The following is an 18,871-nucleotide window of genomic DNA, read 5'->3' as shown; positions in this document are numbered from 1 at the left end:
CCCCCATTACACTTTTTCTTTATCAAAGTCGTAGCCTAACTCTCTTAGTACGCAATAATCTTTAAACAAACTCTCAGTGTTTTCTTTAACTTTATTGCAGATACTTAATTTTTTGGCAGCAGAAAACTCATTGATATCATCAGCGGCCATTGCACAAGAAGTGCAATATCTAAAGGCCCAGCACTCTTTGCATTCTTTCTCCGTTATTGTTCCAATGTTTAGTATGTTCCGGATATTATCCAATTCAAAGCCTGTATCTATATGCCCAATCCTCATTACACTAGATGCTTCACTAACTCTTTCACAGGGATACAGAGCACCGTCAGCATTCACAAACAATCGTTGTACTCCTGGAACACACGGTCCGGAATGATGGTCTTTTTTTACATCATAGAAAGAGATTCTAAGCCTGTTATGGACATTCTCCTGGATTTGATCAAAGCTTTCCATCACCAGCTTGGATACATCACTTTTCTTAAGCCTACCAAATTTATAAAGAAATAATTTAAAAACTTCGTAATTATACATCTTGATAAAACTGTCATTGATTAAGGACTCACTTTTTTTGTAGCTACTTGCTATATCACTTGCCATAACAGCAAAGTCTTTTACGGTCTCATAGTTTGAAAAAAAGTTTGTGGAACAGCTAAAATCCGAATTTGGATCAATTACTGCATTGAACATCACTTTATTAACATAGTCTGGTGTTTTGTTTTTGATATTTTCAATATTATCCATAATAGTCTGAAAACTACCTTTATTATTTACCGCAAAAACTCGGTTTCTATCATGCGCGACTTCATCGCCATCCAGGCTGATCGTTAAATTAAAATCATTAGAAGATAAGAACTCTAAGGTTTCGTCGGTAATTAAAGTTGCATTTGTAGTAAGGTTAAACGTTAGTTCTTTGCCCGCACTTTGTTCTCTGGCATAAGCAACACAAGCTTTTATTAAGTCCATTTCCAGTAAGGGCTCTCCTCCATAAAATCCAATATTAATAATTGGAGAATCTACGGAGTGCTCAATCAAAAACTTAATTGCTTTCAAAGCAACCTCTTTTTTCATTCTCTTATTGGTATGTACTCTGTGTAAGTAGCTCCCTGAATATGCGCAATAGCTGCACCTTAAATTACAGTTTTGCGTGACCTGCAAAGTTATCGAGCCAACACTTCTGCTTAAATTGTGCTGCAAAGAGTCGCTCATGGGATGAATCATCTCAAAATCCTGTTTCTCCGCCAAAAAACCGGAATCAAATAAGTTTTGAATCTCCGGTTCCACTTGTTCAAAGTTTGAATTTCTATAGTTCAACAAAGCCTGATAGGATCTTTCATTTAATTTAAGAAATGTATTTGCATTCGCATCGAACATATATTTTCCCGTTACCGTTTCAAATAAATGAAATACTGGCACCTGAACTCCCCCCCACTCTAAAAGTGAAGCAGGACAGCTTTTTTAATAAAGCCATTTAGCCATCCTGCTCTTAGCTATACTTAAGATTGCACTTACTACCCGATTCCAATAGCCGTCATCTTCATGGAGTTACCAGTATAGGTTACTTGTTTCATGGCTGCTTTGTTTGATCCGCTGGCATTGCAGGTACATGCATAACAAGGACATGCACTGCAAGCTGCATATGCCTCTAACGTTTCATAATTTGCATTTGTTCTTTTTACAAGTTGTTTCATATGCCTATTCCTCCTTTCAAATCGTATTTATCTAAATATCAATATTTGATATTTAAATCACTCGAAGGGTAAACCATTAAACGAATTGATGCTGTTGTGTGATGAGCCGATACCTTTCATTTGTATAAGACAACTTCTCATGAAGTCCAATAGCGGATACCTGACCTTTTTCTAAAAAGATTACTCTATCCACATGCTTCAGAATTTCCGGCCTATGACTGACTATAATCACTGTATTGTTACTGAGTGCTGTATCTAATAGATGGTTGATGGCTTGTTCAGAGTGAAGATCAAGGTTGGAGGTCGCTTCATCAAAAATCACCATAGGCCTGCTTTTTACTAATGCTCTGGCTATCGCGATTTTTTGTTTTTGTCCACCGGACAACTTGTTCCCATTAGAACCTACGACATAATCCTCAAACCGGATTGTATCCTTCTCTAATAATTGGGTAGCCTCAATAGCCTGTCTATACTGCTCCTCATGGTTTTCACTGTAAAGTTTTATGTTATTTTCGATGGTTGTGTCAAAAAGATATATCTCTTGACTAACAGTCGAAATTAATTCCCGATATTCATTCAAATTAATAGCCTTAATATCCACTCCATCAAATAAAATTTGTCCTGTAAGTGGTTCGTAAAACCTCTGGATTAAATTTAGGATTGTAGACTTCCCCGAACCATTCATTCCTACAATGGCCACTTTCTCATGGCTGCCAATCGTGAAATTCACATTTGACAAGATCAGTTCAGTATCATAAGCAAAGCTTACATTCTCAAACTGAATGCTCCCAAAAGGGTTGAGTAGCTTCACATCATAGTTGGCGGATTCTACATCACAAGCTTCGATTTCTTCCTCGAGCAATGAATAATACCTTCGGGCAGAAGGCATTATCCCCGACAATAAGTATCCAATATTCAACATCGATGAGATAGGAGTGGTCACATAAGTGCTATAAGTAATAAATGCAAATATACTTCCTACCGAAAGCTTTGAATCTAATATCATCGTCGATCCAGAAGCATATATAAGAAGAACTAGTCCTCCAATTAGAAATCTCTCCACAGTAATCCGCCAATTATCCAATAAACTGATTCCCATATGGGAGGTTATTACTTGATTCTGCTTGTCTGCAAATTCTTTTTCTTTGAAAATGAATAAATTAAAAAGCCTTGTTTCCTTCACACCGTTCAAACTATCCTCAAACCAATGCGAATATTCTCCATCCTTCGTGATGTATTTTTCCGCAAGAGACTTTCTTTTTTTAGCAAACGATTTCAAAATTAAATATTCTATAGGGATTAAAATAAGCACAATGAGTGTAAGTTCCCAACTTATGATAAAAAGTCCAATAACTCCTCCTACCAAACTAAAACACTGACTAACAATAAAAAGCATACTACCATCCGTTATTTGCGAAATATTTGATATATCGGTGCTAACGCGATTTAAAATTTCACTGGAGTTTTTATCAGTGAAATATTTCACTTTCACTTTCATAAGTCGATTAAATGCAGCTTTATGCAACGAGTAGATAATATTTGAAGCTATTTTTATTCTTCGTTTTTCTTTGAGCAAATCTAAAAAGCTACTGAACATTGACAAAAGAAAGATGTAAATTGCCGTTAAAATAATGGTTCTAACATCTGATTTCATAAATCCTTCATCAATAATAATTTTGTTGAACATCGGCAAAATGGAACTAATCAAAGTAGAAAATATTAAGAGCAGAAAAATAAAACATAAATTCTTTTTATGCGGTTTGAATAATCCGATAAGTTTTTTAAGGGTATTCTTATCATTCATAGAATATTTCCTCTTCTAGTTTCAAACTTCGGTTTGACATTGATAACGCTATCAATATATCATATAAAAGAATATTTGGGGTAATTTGGTAGCTAATGGTTGAAATAGGAGGCTGAATGACGGTTTGTGTCAGGTTTTGGTATCTCTGAAGATTAACAAATTTAATTATGGGGGGAATGACTTTGTTACACATAGCCGTATGCGATGACGAGGAAAAGGAACACGAGTTGCTAAAGGAATATCTCCCAAGACTTATGCAAAGCACGGCTTACCCTTTCGAGACCCAATATTTTACTTGTGGTGAGGAATTGCTTCACTATTATAATCAACAGAGTAGTTATCCTTTTCATATACTTCTAATGGATATTGAACTGAGAGGATTAAATGGAATCGAGGTTGCAAAAAAAATCCGTGCACTTCCGGATCGGGAGGTTCAAATTATTTTTTTGACTAACTATCCGCAGTACGTAATGAACAGCTTTGATGTGCAACCCTTCCATTATTTGATTAAACCGGTAGATTATGAGTGTTTTGAGGCAAAGATAATAAAGCTATGTAACTATATCATTTCTTCTGTAAATAGGTTTCTAATGATTAAAACTGAAGATGGACATATGGTGATCAGAACTTCTGACATTATTGCGATTGTTAAAATCAAACATTCCTTGGCTAAAAACCGGCTAAAGATCATTACCTCAATGCAGCATTACATAATTTCAGGTACAATTTCAGAATATATAAGTAAACTAAACCGTCCGTTTATGCTTATTCATCGTTCCGTTATTGTTAATCTTGAACATGTCCATAAGTTTACAGCTACTTCCGTAGTCATGACCAATCAAGAGCAGTTTCCTATTGGCCGTACTCAGGCAAAAGAGGTTAAAGAAGCCTACGCCTATTATATGATTGCACAATTCAAAGAACGAGGATGACGACTCTTTATCTATCAATGGTCATCATGATGTTGCTTATTCTGCTAATCAGAGAAACCATCCTTTTATTCGGTAAAATTAATGAAAATACCAAACTAACTAAAGAAAATCTGCAATTACATAAACAGATGGATTATCAACACAACAGCTATGAAAAAACCGCACATTCCCTTACAAGCATCAAACAAGTTATCCATGATACGAACAAGCAATTGGTATATGTCCGGACTTGTATTCAGAACAATGAGATTCAGGAATCTATCCATCATATTAATTCAATGCTCGGTCAAATTCATCAGCCTTCTCTAAAACTATCAACAGGTAATTTGGTAATTGATTCTTTAATTGGTAACGCGCTAAATATTGCTTGTGAACATAAAATTGCTATGAATTATGATATTCATATACATGCCGAAGCTATTGATATTGACCGGTTTGACTTATGTACCGTGATCGGGAACGTGCTGGATAATGCGCTAAACGCCGCTGCAAGAGTTCCAAAAAAAGAAGATAGATTTATTCAGCTGCTAATTTTCACTACCGATACTTCATTGTTTATCCAAGTCACCAACTCACGGAACAATTCTAGCAGTATAGTGCAGCATAATTTTAAAGAGAATCCCGCTTTTCACGGATTCGGCTTAACAAATATTCAAAGTGTCACCGAAAAATACGGAGGTCATCTGGTTACTAACGCTCAAAATAATGAATTCGAAACGATCATTGTACTGCCTTTTTTAAACATACTTTCAGCAGATACGCCAATCCTGACCGAATTAGAAAGGCAGTGAATAAACTATTTCCCTAGCAAGCTACAGCGACCGCTCCCCCAAACATCAGATTGAAGGGGAGCAGGCCCGCCGCAATCTTTACGAAGTAATCTCAAACAATCTCGCTGTTTTTCCTGGTGGGAGCGCCACCGTCAAAACTCCTGCTGATTTATCCCAAATCCAGGTTGAGCTATGCTGCTGAGGATAGGCACAGGCGATCGCTGGTTCAAGTCCCTTCAGCTCTTCTATCGGCAATTGGACATTTGCAGCTTCTCCGTCAATCCGCCATACCGCGACATACCGTCGTTCGCCGCGCCGCAGGCCAAGGCTGACCCATTCGCCCTCACTGTCCGGCAGGCCGAGCGGCCAGAAAGGTGTGGCGTGTGGGATATCACTGCGAATGGTTTTGTAATAATCCAGCGCTTCTTTAACTAGACTTCTGCGGTGAGGTTCAAGCTCCGCCAAATGACCGCTCTGGTGTACACGAAGCAACAACGCATTAACCATATTGAAGATGACTTCCTCATCGTCCCCCTCGCGCAGCGGATAAGACCAAACTGCGGACTGCTCCGGTGTCAGTGCTGCCGGAGAACCTGCGGCAATCGCCGCATACTGTACATAATCCTCCTGGTCGCTGGTAGACTGGATGCTGTGTCGGCTAAGCATCGCATAATCCATGCGCATTCCCCCGCTGGAACAGTTCTCGATAACAAGCTTCGGATAACGAACAAAGATGCTGTCCAACCAAGCCAGATAAGCGCGGTTATGCTGTAGCAGCCCATCTCCGAAGCTGTCCGCATCCGTTTCTGTCCCAATGCCTGCATTGATGTTGTAATCCATTTTAATGTATCCTACACCGTACTGCTCAACCAGACGCGCAATAACACCGTTTGCATGATCAATGACTTTCGGGTTGCGGTAATCTAGCTGATAGCGGCTACGGTCCTTAACCCTTTTACCATGCCGCATGAAAAACCAGCTGTCATCAGTCTCCGCAAGCTTCGGGCTGTTGATGCCCATAACCTCCAGCTCAAGCCATAGTCCGGGAATCATCCCTTTGCTGCGGATATAGTCGAGCACATATTTAATCCCTTCCGGAAACCGATCGCTGGAAGGCTCCCACTGGCCTACGCCATCCCACCACTCTCCGGGTGCATACCAGCCAGCATCAATACAGAAATATTCACAACCTACTTCTGCGGCAGCATCAATTAAAGGCAGTAGTTTCTCAGTCGTTGGGCTTCCCCATAGGCAATTCATATAGTCATTAAAAATAATCCGCAGCAGCTCATTATCCTCATTAGGTCTGCGGATCATCCGGCGATATACCGTAAGCTGTTCTGCCGCGCCCTGAAATCCTCCCTGCACAGCACCTACAGCTGCTGGCACCGAAGTAAACTCTTCACCGGGAGCTAGCTTCAGCCACCAATGGTTGTCATGTTCTGTAGGTCCGCTGACCAGCAGTGTAAGCTGATCGTATTGATCCGTCAGCTCCCAATGCCAAGAGCCGTTATGCTCAATCTGCCAGAACAAGCTTGTCCCGCTCTCCTTATTATGCAAAACCGCCATCGGCAGAAGTTCCGCTGCTGACCAAGAGCCTGTATTGCTTGCGGCAATTCGTTTGGAGCCACGGTCTGCCAAATGATACATCCCAAGCTCAGGCAGGCGGTAAGTCCGCCACTGAAGTTCACTCTGCCATCCGCTGTGGGCAAGGGTTACTTCAATCTTATCATTGCGCTCCCCGCCCCCCTCTTTGTCTACACCTGTAAGAGCAAAGGAGGAGATGTATTCCACTGCCACCTCAGCTTCTCCAGCATTCTTTAGCACTGTCCAGCTTCGAACGATTTGCACGCCCTTGTAGAACTGAAAATGCTGCACTGCCTGGATTCTTGTAATCGGATCAGCCAAGCTAAGCTCCAATTTACGCCCGAGTGCATTCACTGTATCGCTGTGTCCCGCATATACCATCCGAAGACCCGGATAGGATGCTCGGTGTGTGCGCCCGTGATATTCGGCGCGGTCTTCGCCCGATAATTGCAGCTCCAGCAGCCGGAAGCCTTGCTTGTTCTTATCCGCTATGGCTGCTTCCAAAGGTGCCGCGCCAAAATGCAATAGCCGAACATCCTGATCTTCGGTAACTTCAATCGTAAGATATAGTCCATTCTCAATGATTTCAATCATTTTGCTATTCATAATAATGTACCTCCTGACTTTATCTCAGTATCTTCTTATGATTATATAACATATAAAAAAGGGACGGTTCTCCAGTAAGTGAATCTTACCTTGGAGCCCGCCCCCTGATCTGAACCTAGTTATTCTGCCGATCCGAATTGAATCCAAGCTTTTTGAATTTCATCGATGGCTTGATCCTTAGTTTTGCTGCCGCCGATGTAAGCCTGCATGAGCTCACCAAATTTTTGGTGGAAGGTATCCAGAGAGTAGTTCACGGACAGGTCACCGGATTTCTCTGTCTTGAGGATCTCTTCCATTTCTTTTGGCATTTGCAGGTCAGGCATTGGAGCATCCTTAATTGGAGGAATAACCTTAGCTACTGTTGAGAACCAGTTCTTACCGTATTCAGAAGTATACAGCCAGTTGAAGAACTCAATAGTCTCACCAGCTACAGCAGAATCCTTATTGATACGCAGGGCCTGATCCGCACCCGTAATGATCTGGGACTGTTCAGCCTTGTCGCTGACTGGGTAACCCATAATGCCCAGGTCGAAGTCAGGTGTGATTTTCTTAATGGCTTCTTCATCCCATGCGCCTTTACCCGTCATGAACGCTGTTTTGCCGGATGCAAAGTCGCTGACTTCAGCATTGCTGTCCCGTTCAAGCGGTTTGTCTGTGCCATGTTTAACAGTAGTATCAACGAAGCTGAAGAAGTTATTGTACAGCACCGGGTGATCCTTGATAGTGGTTTTTCCAGCGATAAAGTCATTTACAAGTGTCTTAGCATCCGTACCCGCATCTTGGGCTGCCGCATCTACGAAGTGTTGGAAGATATGTTTCCATACCCACCACTCTTTATAGGCGTTGGCAAAAGGAGTAATGCCCTTAGCTTCAAGCTTAGTAATCGCATCGTCCATTTGGGCTGTTGTCTTAGGAACTTCTGTAATCCCCGCATCAGCCAACAGTTTCTTATTGTACATCAGGACAAATAGATTTCCTTTTACCGGAAGACCGAGTACTTTACCGTCCGAAGAACTCATGTTAGAACGCACTGCATCGGTCATCGCTGCAGCCAGTGGCTCATTAGTTAAGTCAGCACTATACTCCGCAAAAGTATCAATATCTCCGCCCGCTGTAGTCTGGAATACGTCAGGTGTACTTCCCGCAGCAATCTTCGATTTGAGCACCGTATTGTAGTCAGCCTGCATAATCTCCAGATTAATCGTCACATTCGGTTTAACTTTCTTGTACTCGGCAATATAAGCGTTAAAAGCATCAGTGTACTCGGGTGATGCGGTGAACATATTAATCGTGACCGGCTTGCCAGAATCTGTGGCAGGAGTATTCCCTGTTCCGCTATTGTTAGCGGCATTGTTGTTTCCGCCGCAACCCGCCAGTAATCCGCCGACGAGCAGCAGACTCGCAGATAAAGCCATAAATCTTTTTAACATGATGTTGCCCCCTTTTCTCATGCATCTAGTGGTCTTGAGACAATTCTAAAGAAAAAGAAAAAGGATAAGAATGCACATAAGTGAACTTATTAGGGTAAAAAAGTGTGCTCATGTAACCGCTTCACTACTCCCCGTTCAATAGCAGAACCCGATATTCAGAAGGTGAACAGTCATAATAATTCCGGAACGCCTTGCTGAAATAATTTTTGTCCTTGTACCCCAACATCTCGGAAATGTCTTGGATTTTCAAATCGGGGGTGGATAGCAGCTCCTTTGCCTTATCCATTCTTACCTTTTGTACATACTCATGTATGCCATAACCATATTGCCCTTTAAAAAGTTTCATCAAGTATTCTCTGCTCAGGAAATATTTATCCGTGAACATCGATATTTTAATATTCTCAAAATAGTGATTATCAATGTATGCTTTAATATTTTCCAGTACGCTGGGGCGATTGCCAGCAAGGCTTTTGCTGATTTCATTGCCATAGCAATCTAGAATTCCGCTCAGCACCCGCTCAAATTCGCCAAAGGAAGCAAAATCGCTCACGATGCCTAGCCCACGCAATCCTTTATCTTTACCGCCGCGAATACGTTCGGGGACCGCATCCAGCTCCGTCGCAATATCGTTCAGTAAAATAATAAATTCCTCTATCTGCCGGTCAGCCTCGCCCAGATTAAAACGTCCGGAAGCCTCCCATTTCTTTGTGAATTCGCTTAAAATACTTTTGGCATGATTGATGTTCCCGCTCTCCAGTGCGTTGCGAATCAAGGGCATACGTCCCGTCAAGGAGGGATTATCTTTCCCCTGGGAAGTATCGTTGCTGCTATTTGTGACAATCGCTCCCTTCAGCGTCAGGAGGTCAATCCCGTCGAGAGAGGCTTTGGCAGTCTCATAGGATTGAGCAAGCGCCATGATATCACCATAGGGCTGTCCAATTCCTCCGGCAACAACAATTCCGAATAGCTCCTTCAGCGTCGAGACTAACTTCTTCATATGATGTAAAGAGCGGAAAGTTGCGTCCTCCTCATAGCCGCCTTTCATCGTGAAGATGGCGATAAACTCGCGTTCTCCCTTATGGCTGGCGAAGCTGAAGGCCTGAAAATGCTCATCGCTATTCTCATTAATCACATTTGTGACGGCAAAATGCAGCAAATCCCGGTCCTCATGGAAGCGATTACGACGCACTTGTTCCAAATTGAGCACCCGCAGTACACCCGCAGCAAAATAGTTTCCGGCCGTATCGGCGCCGATCAACGGCAGAAAAGCCTCGTTGGACTGATTTTTGAAGCTGCGCTCAATGATCGACAGATAGATTTTCTCCTTTAGCTTCGGCAGAGACATGTTGAGCGTAATGTTCCTGTTGATGAACTCGCTTTCTTTCTTGCGTTTAGCCTCCAGCACATCGATAGCTTTACGCAGGGCCGCATTCAAATCCCCCCGGTTGACCGGCTTCAGCAAATAATCAACTACCTTAGAACGGATAGCCTGGCGGGTATATTCAAAATCATTGTAGCCGCTGATTACAATCGTCAGCAGTTCCGGGAACTCCTTCTCCACGATCTGCAACAGCTCACTTCCGTTCAGCTCCGGCATCTTCATGTCGACCAATACGAGGTCGATCTTTTGCTCACGCAGCATGGCTAGGCCCATATTTCCATCCGTAGCCTCCAGTACCTGATCGACACCTAGTCCTTTCCAGTCTCCCAGGATGTTGATCGCCTCACGCAACGGTTCCTCATCATCTATAATCAGTACTTTATACATGGTTAATCCCTCCCCGCGGTAACCGCATGTCCATCTTTGTTCCGCCAGCATCACTGGTAATGGCCAAACCCGCAGCCTCACCATACAGAAGCTTCAGCCGCGTGTTCAAATTTTTCAGTCCAATGCTTTCCGTGTCACTTTCGGCAGCGTTTTCTCCGCCCTGATCCTCCCACTGGATTTGAAGAGAATTTCTCACTTGCTCCAACCGCTCCCCGCTAAAACCCGGCCCATCATCCGTCACTGAAATAACAGTATGGCTGGGCGTCACATGCGCTTCAATAGTAATTGTGATCGTTGTGGATACTTTTTCCAGCGCATGCTTGATGCAATTTTCTACCAAGGTCTGAATGGACAGCTTCGGAATCTCCAGCTCCAGTAAATCGTCTTCCCACTGGTAGGCCACCTGCATCCTGTTTCCAAAACGAGCCTTCTGCAACGCTAAATAACGCTCAATATGCTTTAATTCCTCTCTGGCATGGACCACATCTTTACCGCTAATGCAGTATCTCAGCGTCATAGCAAGATTATCGACCATATCGACAATATCATCATTGTTGTTTTTCAGCGCCTTGGTGGAAATGGCTTGCAGAGCATTATATAAGAAATGCGGATTGATCTCAGCTTCCAGTGCTTTGAGTACAGCATTTTTCTCGACAATTTTCATTTTATACCGTTCATTGATCAGCTCATTCGTCTTTTCCACCATCTTATTGAAGTGGCGAGACAGATAGGCAATTTCATCCTTTCCTTCAACCTGTGCTTCAGCGTCAAAGCTGCCTGTACTGAACCGCTTCATCTGCAGCGACAGATTCTTTAGCGGGTTCGTTATTTTGTTCGAAATAAAGCTGACCAAGATGACCGAAACGATTAAAAATAACAGTCCTATGAAATAGTTCAATTTGCGTGTTGTCGTGGCCGCTTCATAAATTTCTTTGTAGGGAATCGGCTTAATCAGCTTCCAGCCTTCTTTTTTGCTGATGTCATAAATCACTAGATACTTCTCTTCTTTATCCGACCACGTCACGCGTCCTCCTGAGGCTGGTGTCAGCTCCTTAAGCAGTCCCTCTTGTTCGCTCTGTTGATAAAACCCGGAGTCATCCACCACAAAAGGTTCATTATCGGGACTGACGTACATTAGGTGCTGCCCTTTACTGAAGGGAATATCCTTCATAATCTCGTCCGTAACCGAGGAGTTGAAATAAAGGGAGAGCACCGCCTGTGGTTCCCTGGAAACTATAGAGCGCAGCAATCGATGGTAGCCCATGAAGCTTTTATCCTTATTTATAGGGTAGTCGGAGCTATTGATCATCGAGGATTGGTTTTTTACAAAAGACTGGTAAGAACGGTTAAACGGGCTGGCCAGCGCTTTTTTATACCAGGAAAGATTCTCAATCGACGGATGCTCGGCGACCCGCACGGTAATATTGTAGTTCTCTTTGGTGACATAATAATACTTGTGCTCCTTGATCACATACAGGTAGATTGCTTCCAGATCATTGCGGGAGAAGTACAGGTTCTTCAAGTAGTCCTCCACATACATCTTCGAGGCATAATCCTCTGATTCATGCAAAATCGCATAGGTGATCTCGTCATACGATATTTGCGGCAGGGATAATTGCTCGATGCCGTCCAAATAACTCTCCAGATTCCGGCCGACAAGCAACAGATTGTTGCTCGTACTGGCGATGCTGTTATCCACCGATTCTTTTCGCAGCATGCCGTATGAAATGAACGTCAGTGAGGTCACCACCAAAACAATGATGATTGTAAACAGCAAAATAAGCTTGTTCGCCAACCTGCGTGAGACAAGCTCCAGCACGGGTTCAAACCGCTTTATGATCCATTTTTTAATAATGACCGGCAACCTCCCCCACGATTTACAAGCTTAATTATAAATATTTCAGTTCACCTTTTTACCCCTAACTGTACTCTTAAATCCATTTTTGAGTATAGGGTACTGCTCTATAATACACAATATAGACTAACCGGAATGGTTATGTGTGGCAAGCCTAGTCGATATTACCACCCAACAAATCAAGAAGAGGTGCATCCATGTTAAAATCACTCGGCAAAAGATGGCGCGAGAAAACAGAATTCGGATTATTCACTCTCCCAGTCCTAATCTGTATCGCTGTAGCATTCTACATTCCGTTTGCCATGACTATCCGCTATTCGATGACCAAATGGAACGGAATTTCGAAACACCCTAAGTTTGTCGGACTTGATAATTTCAAACAAATCTTTATGGGCGACACCAACTTCGCCAATTCAGCCTGGTTCACCATAAAGTATGCGATTCTGTACATTGTTCTCGTTAACGTGCTGGCCATCTTGCTCGCATTAGTTCTGGACATGAAGCTGAAGAGCACCCCTTGGCTGAGAGCCGCTTTCTTTATTCCTTATATCCTCAGTCTTGTCATTGTCGGTTTTATCTGGAAATTTATCTTTATGCAAGGTTTCAACTCACTCGGAGAAAGTACAGGCTGGTCCATATTTGGTCTAAGCTGGCTAGGGACGCCGGGACTTGCTTTCGTCTCTATACTGGCCGTCTCCATCTGGCAGTCGATTGGTTTTTATCTGGTCATTTATATTGCCGGTCTGCAATCTGTACCTGAGGATCTCAAAGAAGCAGCCACAGTTGATGGCGCTGGTCCCATGAGAAAATTCTTCAGTATTACGCTGCCGCTGCTCGCTCCATCCATTACGATTTCTGTGTTCATGGCACTGACCAATTCGATCAAGGTGTTCGATGTCATCCTGTCCTTAACCGGGGGCGGACCTGGCGGAACTACCTACAGTATCGCTTACGATATCTACCGGGATACCTTCCAGAACAATCTCTATGGATACGGTACAGCGAAAGCGCTTATCTTGTTCCTGGCCGTCTTGGTGGTAACCATTCTCCAGTTAGCATTCTTCAAACGAAGAGAGGTTGAGGCATAATGAATACAAACCGCAAAGCAGGCCGAATCATTTTAGAGGTTGTTATGGTCATCCTCTCTCTTCTGTTTCTATATCCGCTATTTCTGACGATTATCAACTCGTTAAAAAGCTTTAGCGAAGTCATGACGGATGTCATCGCCCTGCCGAAACATCTGGTATTCGGTAACTATTCCTACGTATGGAAGTTTATCAACTATCCGAAACTGTTTCTGAACAACTTTGTCATTACCGGTGTAGGTCTTCTGGGTATTGTGTTCATTTCATCCATAGCAGCCTACAAGCTGGCACGGACGAAATCCAGACTGAGCGGGGTGATTTATTTCCTCTGCATTATGCCGATGCTGATCCCGTTCCAATCGATCATGCTGACCGTTCTGCAAACCGCTAAGACGTTAAATCTCTCTGAGAGTACTTGGGGACTTGGGTTGTTATATTGGGGTTTCGGTGCTCCACTCGCCGTGTTTATCTACCATGGATTCGTCAAAGGGATTCCGGTTGAAATTGATGAGAGTGCCACGATTGATGGAGCTTCCGGCTTCCGCCTGTTCTTCAGTGTCATCTTCCCACTGCTGAAATCGGTCACAACAACCATTGTCATTATCGACGTAATGTGGATCTGGAATGACTTCCTGCTCCCGCTGCTCATGGTCAACGGCTCCCCAGATACCAAAACGCTGACACTGGCTGCCTACACCTTCGTGGGCCAATATACCTCAGATTGGCAATATGCGATGACAGCTATGGTCATGGCGGTGTTGCCATCGATCGTAGTATTCATCTTCTTGCAAAAGTACATCGTTAAGGGTGTTGTTGCGGGGGCGGTGAAGGGCTGATTATCTAATTCCAAACTTAGCTTCAGCATAAAAAGGGGGGGATCCATATGGATCTCCCCCTTTATGCAGACGTTCCAATACTCTGCATACTGTTGCGGTCTGCTCTTGATACAGACGTTCCAATACTAACTAGTAGTTTAACTGTATTTTGTACAACTATAACTCTGTAACTCGCTCGGCCGATGGATATAGCTGTATTTCGTACAACTATTCTATTGATTTATTGCCCTCTAGGGCGATTCTCTAGTTTTTAGTTGCATAAAATACACTTAAAAGCAGAATGGTCCGTTTTACATATAAAATAGGTGTATAGAATGCAGTTATTTCACAATTACAGCGATGATACTTCATGGGTACTCCATAGATATTCCATGCGCCACATCATACGTACTTCTTGCCACCCCATATGGACTACATAGGCACTCCATAGGCACTCCATAGGTAATATATACACCACATCATACATACTCCATACATACTCATACGTATACACCATACATACTCCATACGTACCCCATACGTACTTCATGCCACCCCATATGGACTCCACAGTTACTCCATAAGTACTCCACACATTTCGCATTCCAACGGGATCGGGCGTGATCCGTGAATAGTTAATCAGAGTTTGTATTTATTAAAGCTGCTTTTCCGTGACCCTGCCGTTAGCGTCTATGTTGGCATTAAAAGATAGGGTGTTCAACAGCTTAATCGTTTTCCTATTGTAGGAATCATCCATAAAATTAGGCTGTCCGCCAATGATTTTGACAGGTGTAATCTTGCTGGTGATCTTGGAGTCCTTAATCTCAACATTCAACAGCATAGAATTAAGTGTTTTTTCCCCACCACGTGTGGAGCGATTAAACACAAAATTCCCAAGTGAATAATAAATGGGCTTGTGCTTATAGTATTCGATGCCCATAAGGCAGTGACTGTGTGCGCCAAGAATTAAATCCGCCCCGCTATCAATCATCTGTTTAGCTAGTGTGCGTGCGTACTTTTCAGGAAAATCCTTAAACTCTTCATTCCAGTGAATATATACGATCGTATAATCATTCTCCTTGGACATCTTCTGAATGGCGCTAAGCATAGGCTGCGAGGTGTAAGCTGAAGCGGCTCCCGGTTTGTTTTTGCCGGCATACCACGATGGATTTGAAAGCACACGGCTAACGCCAAGGATGGCGATCTTTTTCCCTTTTACCGTCTTAGTATAAGGCTTAAACGCTTCGTCTTCATCCTTGCCAGCGCCTGTATGGCCAATCTTGTTTCGATCCAAATGGATCAGCGTGTCGAGCATAGCGTCTTTTCCATAATCCAAAATATGATTATTCGCCAAGGACACTCCATCAATCCCTGCATAGGTTAAGCCGCCTAACGTTGCTGGTTTGGATCTGAAGGCAAAGGTTTTCTCTGCCGCTTTCCCTCGGATAGACACAGGCGTCTCCAGATTGGCGAAGGCGATGTCAGCCTTTTGCAGCGTAGGTGCGACCTTTACAAACGGAAAGTTCACCCCATATTTAGCAATCTGATCGCCAACAAAACCGTCCAAAAGGATATCCCCCGCAAAAGCAAGCTTTATAGGATCTGAAGATAGTGAAGCTGCACTGGAAGCAGATGTCACCGGAACTATTAGTGTTAACATAAGTGTAATGAGTGCTATTCTACGCAAAACCTTCGATCCTAATCTCAAAAAATACAGCCTCCTCTCATCTTTTGTTAGCTATGATCCTAGCATACTGGAAAGAGGTTACTAAATTAAGAGTAGAAAGACCTGTTATTCCTTTGCTTTTTTCAGAACGGCTCTAAAACAATTTAATCCACCCCACGCATCCGTATGCACAGCATCCGCAGGCAACTCAAAATCTGTCTCCCCCCAATACTGAAATCCAGTTTGCAGCAGCAGGTCATTCATAAGACTCAGATTTACCGTCGGATAATCAAATGTCAATACCAATAATCCTTCTTCGTTCAACGTCCGGTGAAATTCCCGTAAAGTACCCACCGTATCCTCAAAGCTCAAATGCTCCAATACCGATATGCAAAAAACAGTGTCAAAGCTCTCATCCTCATATGGCAGATCCGTCAGATTGGCTTGAGCCAAATGCAGGTTGTTTGTTCTTCTAGCGATAACCTGCTTTGCCGCTTTTTCCCCAATCTCATTTTCAATACATTCTTGGATAGCTTTTGGGTAAATAACCCTACTGTCCATATCGCAGGCATAGACCTCTGCACAAACCCCTGCCAAATAAAACTTCAAGGGATGAGGAATCCCACAGGCTGCATCCAGTACAACACCATGCGGAGAAATAAAGTTAATACACCACTCATATTCAAAGGGACGGCTCCACCATGATTCCGGCAGATCATAAATTAACTTCTCACGACGTGCATCTGAATTTACGAAAAAACGCGAGACAAAGGGATGGGTTGGCATGGCCAGGACTCCTTTTTCAACGGAATTTTAGGTAGTGAGAGTATATTCATGATTTGCTGATTCATTCCATAACCTTACATTGAACGAGACAAACCCAAAAAAACGGCTGCTCCCTTAGGAACAGACCGTCTTTAAATATAACTGTATAAACCTTATGCGTAGAAAGAAAGAGGTTTGGCCTCAATTCCATGTCTCTCGATCAACTTATCAAGTAACGCAGACCATTCTGCATCGACCGTACATTGCTCAGGGTGGGCCTCGAACCAAGCAACCGACTGCTTAATCCCTTCGGAGAAAGGCACAGTAGCCTGGAAGTCAGGTACGAAACGTTTGATTTTGCTATTATCAAAAACACTGCTTACCGCTTGATCACCGATCAAGCCATCCGCTGTCCCTGGAGGGGAAAAGGCTGTGATAAAGTCTGTGGAGATATGCACCACTTTAGGTTCCACACCTACCGCTTGTCCGATGGCCGCATAGATCTGATTCCAATTTAATACCTCGTCGGAAGTTATATGAATGGCCTCACCTATCGCTTCCGGATGTCCAAGCAATCCAACGAAACCTTTGGCAAAATCCGAATTATGCGTCAGTGTCCACAAAGAGGTTCCATCTCCATGTATGACTAAAGGTAAGCCGCGGCGGATACGATCGATCAGTGACCAAGGATGCTGGCCACTCGTGAGTGCCGCAGGGATGGCTGTATTTCCATAGGTATGGGAAGGACGAACAATCGTAACCGGGAATCCGTTCGCCTTGTAAGCTTCCATCAACAGCTGCTCACACGCAATTTTATTCCTCGAATACTCCCAATAAGGGTTCTCCAGCGGTGTCTCTTCTGTAATTACATAATTACGCTGCGGCTTCTGATAAGCAGAGGCTGAGCTGATGAAAATGTACTGCTTCGTTTTACCTGTGAACAGGTCAATGTCTGCCTGCACATGTTCCGGTGTAAAAGCAATCCAGTCTACCACTACGTCAAATTCGTAATCTCGTAATACTAATGCGGCTTCTGCCGGATTACGAATGTCTCCTTTAATTACTTTTGCACCTTCTGGAACGAATTCATCCCGCTGTCCTCTGTTGAACAAATGCAGCTCGATTCCTTGAGCTACAGCCAACGGGGATACAGACTGACTAATTAATCCCGTACCTCCAATAAATAAGACCTTCATTTTGCACGCTCCTTATAGTGAATCCGGCTCGTTATTTACTGGTTAACATAATCTCGCCATACGTGCTTCGGCTGCCAATTCAGCAGCTTTTTGGCCTTCTCATTACTGAGTAGCGACTCGTGACCCTCCAGCGGCTGGCGGAAATCCGTCACCTCTGGATAACGTGCGGCCATTAGCTCTCTGCTAGGAACAGCCATGCTGGTCTCATCTGCACATATATTAAGAGCAACCGCGCCCAATCCATCCGTTTCGATTGCCAATTGGCAAGCTGTTGCTACATCCCGTGTATCAATATAACTCCATAGAATCCGATCGCGCTGCGCTGGATCATGAATGAAGGAAGGGAAACGTTCATATGCCGATGGATCAATAACATTTCCGATTCTTAGGGAAACGACCTGTATACCCTTTCTGCGATAGAACATCTCAGCGGTTTGCTCATTCACAACCTTAGACAGACCGTAGCTGTCTTCAGGCAACTGTGGATGCTCCTCATCCATAGGCACATACTTCGGCCCCAAAGGATTAACCGCAAAACAGATTCCGTAAGAGGATTCACTGGAAGCAATCACTGCTTTTCGAATCCCGAGACCCGCCGCAGCCTCCAAAATGTTATAGGTAGATACTACATTATTTTGAAAGGTGACCTCACTCGTCTTTATATTTGCAGCTGGAATCGCAGCCAAATGTACAACTGCATCAGCGCCTGCAAGCACACCATACACTTCACCCAAATTATTCAAATCAGCAATCATCGTTGGGCACAAAGAATCTGCGGATTTTTGCGTATCTACATTCACAACCTCATACCCTTGCTCTACAAAATGCCGGACCACCCATCTGCCCAACATCCCACTGCCGCCTGTAATAACTACTTTCGTCATGAGTGTGTCTCCTTTTTTATGAA

At 43.4% G+C, this 18,871-nt stretch carries 16 protein-coding genes; 4 read left to right on the top strand and 12 right to left on the bottom strand.

Translation table 11 applies throughout. From position 1 onward, the window contains the following. Window positions 1-6: 6 nt before the first annotated feature. The 3 genes from ccpM to MKZ09_RS10070 form a co-directional block, all read right to left on the bottom strand. On the bottom strand, window positions 7-1,410 hold the full coding sequence (gene ccpM / locus MKZ09_RS10080) for a Cys-rich peptide radical SAM maturase CcpM (RefSeq protein ID WP_076202954.1): 1,404 nt from the start codon (window positions 1,408-1,410) through the stop codon (window positions 7-9). A 95-nt stretch (window positions 1,411-1,505) separates the two neighbouring features. After that, the gene (locus tag MKZ09_RS10075; RefSeq protein ID WP_036684027.1) at window positions 1,506-1,685 is read right to left on the bottom strand and encodes a CLI_3235 family bacteriocin precursor; all 180 of its coding nucleotides are present in this window, start codon (window positions 1,683-1,685) and stop codon (window positions 1,506-1,508) included. A 76-nt stretch (window positions 1,686-1,761) separates the two neighbouring features. Next, complete coding sequence (locus tag MKZ09_RS10070) at window positions 1,762-3,489, bottom strand: ABC transporter ATP-binding protein (RefSeq protein ID WP_076202951.1); 1,728 nt, start codon at window positions 3,487-3,489, stop codon at window positions 1,762-1,764. 182 nt (window positions 3,490-3,671) lie between these two features. Between MKZ09_RS10070 and MKZ09_RS10065 the strand changes: the two genes are divergently transcribed. Together MKZ09_RS10065 and MKZ09_RS10060 are read left to right on the top strand one after the other, a co-directional pair. Next, window positions 3,672-4,421 carry a LytTR family transcriptional regulator DNA-binding domain-containing protein gene (locus MKZ09_RS10065; protein ID WP_179089531.1) on the top strand — a complete coding sequence of 250 codons (750 nt, stop codon included), beginning with the start codon at window positions 3,672-3,674 and terminating at the stop codon, window positions 4,419-4,421. Further along, complete coding sequence (locus tag MKZ09_RS10060; RefSeq protein WP_081388880.1) at window positions 4,418-5,212, top strand: sensor histidine kinase; 795 nt, start codon at window positions 4,418-4,420, stop codon at window positions 5,210-5,212. Before MKZ09_RS10065 ends, MKZ09_RS10060 begins: the two co-directional genes overlap by 4 nt. 78 nt (window positions 5,213-5,290) lie before the next feature. On the opposite strand, the gene MKZ09_RS10055 is transcribed toward MKZ09_RS10060, so the two are convergent. The 4 genes from MKZ09_RS10055 to MKZ09_RS10040 form a co-directional block, all read right to left on the bottom strand. Then, window positions 5,291-7,384, bottom strand: coding sequence for a glycoside hydrolase family 36 protein (locus MKZ09_RS10055; RefSeq protein ID WP_076202946.1), 2,094 nt, complete (start codon window positions 7,382-7,384; stop codon window positions 5,291-5,293). Between the two features lie 119 nt (window positions 7,385-7,503). Then, window positions 7,504-8,814, bottom strand: coding sequence for an ABC transporter substrate-binding protein (locus MKZ09_RS10050; protein WP_076179646.1), 1,311 nt, complete (start codon window positions 8,812-8,814; stop codon window positions 7,504-7,506). Between the two features lie 124 nt (window positions 8,815-8,938). Then, window positions 8,939-10,582, bottom strand: coding sequence for a response regulator (locus tag MKZ09_RS10045; protein ID WP_076202943.1), 1,644 nt, complete (start codon window positions 10,580-10,582; stop codon window positions 8,939-8,941). Then, window positions 10,575-12,437 (bottom strand): sensor histidine kinase, encoded by a 1,863-nt coding sequence (locus MKZ09_RS10040; RefSeq protein WP_076203277.1) that lies wholly within the window; start codon window positions 12,435-12,437, stop codon window positions 10,575-10,577. The genes MKZ09_RS10045 and MKZ09_RS10040 overlap by 8 nt, the downstream gene beginning before the upstream one ends. A gap of 197 nt (window positions 12,438-12,634) precedes the next feature. Here MKZ09_RS10040 and MKZ09_RS10035 point away from each other — a divergent pair, with 197 nt between their 5' ends. Beyond that, window positions 12,635-13,525, top strand: a complete 891-nt coding sequence (locus MKZ09_RS10035) for a carbohydrate ABC transporter permease (protein ID WP_036684044.1) — start codon at window positions 12,635-12,637, stop codon at window positions 13,523-13,525. Continuing rightward, entirely contained in the window at window positions 13,525-14,358 is an 834-nt protein-coding gene (locus MKZ09_RS10030) for a carbohydrate ABC transporter permease (protein ID WP_036684045.1), read from the top strand. The genes MKZ09_RS10035 and MKZ09_RS10030 overlap by 1 nt, the downstream gene beginning before the upstream one ends. Window positions 14,359-14,689: 331 nt before the next feature. On the opposite strand, the gene MKZ09_RS10025 is transcribed toward MKZ09_RS10030, so the two are convergent. The 5 genes from MKZ09_RS10025 to MKZ09_RS10005 all read right to left on the bottom strand — a co-directional run bounded on the left by MKZ09_RS10025 (window position 14,690) and on the right by MKZ09_RS10005 (window position 18,848). Then, window positions 14,690-14,887, bottom strand: a complete 198-nt coding sequence (locus tag MKZ09_RS10025; RefSeq protein ID WP_143767304.1) for a hypothetical protein — start codon at window positions 14,885-14,887, stop codon at window positions 14,690-14,692. Between the two features lie 105 nt (window positions 14,888-14,992). Further along, a complete protein-coding gene (locus MKZ09_RS10020; protein WP_081394220.1) occupies window positions 14,993-15,997 on the bottom strand; it encodes a CapA family protein in 1,005 nt (334 codons plus the stop codon). Between the two features lie 132 nt (window positions 15,998-16,129). Next, window positions 16,130-16,789 (bottom strand): class I SAM-dependent methyltransferase, encoded by a 660-nt coding sequence (locus MKZ09_RS10015; RefSeq protein WP_076202940.1) that lies wholly within the window; start codon window positions 16,787-16,789, stop codon window positions 16,130-16,132. Between the two features lie 152 nt (window positions 16,790-16,941). Then, window positions 16,942-17,964, bottom strand: a complete 1,023-nt coding sequence (locus tag MKZ09_RS10010) for an SDR family oxidoreductase (RefSeq protein ID WP_076202937.1) — start codon at window positions 17,962-17,964, stop codon at window positions 16,942-16,944. 35 nt (window positions 17,965-17,999) lie between these two features. Continuing rightward, window positions 18,000-18,848 carry an NAD-dependent epimerase/dehydratase family protein gene (locus tag MKZ09_RS10005; RefSeq protein WP_076133915.1) on the bottom strand — a complete coding sequence of 283 codons (849 nt, stop codon included), beginning with the start codon at window positions 18,846-18,848 and terminating at the stop codon, window positions 18,000-18,002. Window positions 18,849-18,871 lie beyond the last annotated feature (23 nt).

It is taken from the genome of Paenibacillus sp. FSL R5-0908, from assembly GCF_038006245.1.
Lineage (GTDB): Bacteria > Bacillota > Bacilli > Paenibacillales > Paenibacillaceae > Paenibacillus_AQ > Paenibacillus_AQ odorifer.
The sequence above is the reverse complement of the archived record's forward strand: the minus strand, read 5'-3'. Positions and strand labels throughout refer to the sequence as shown.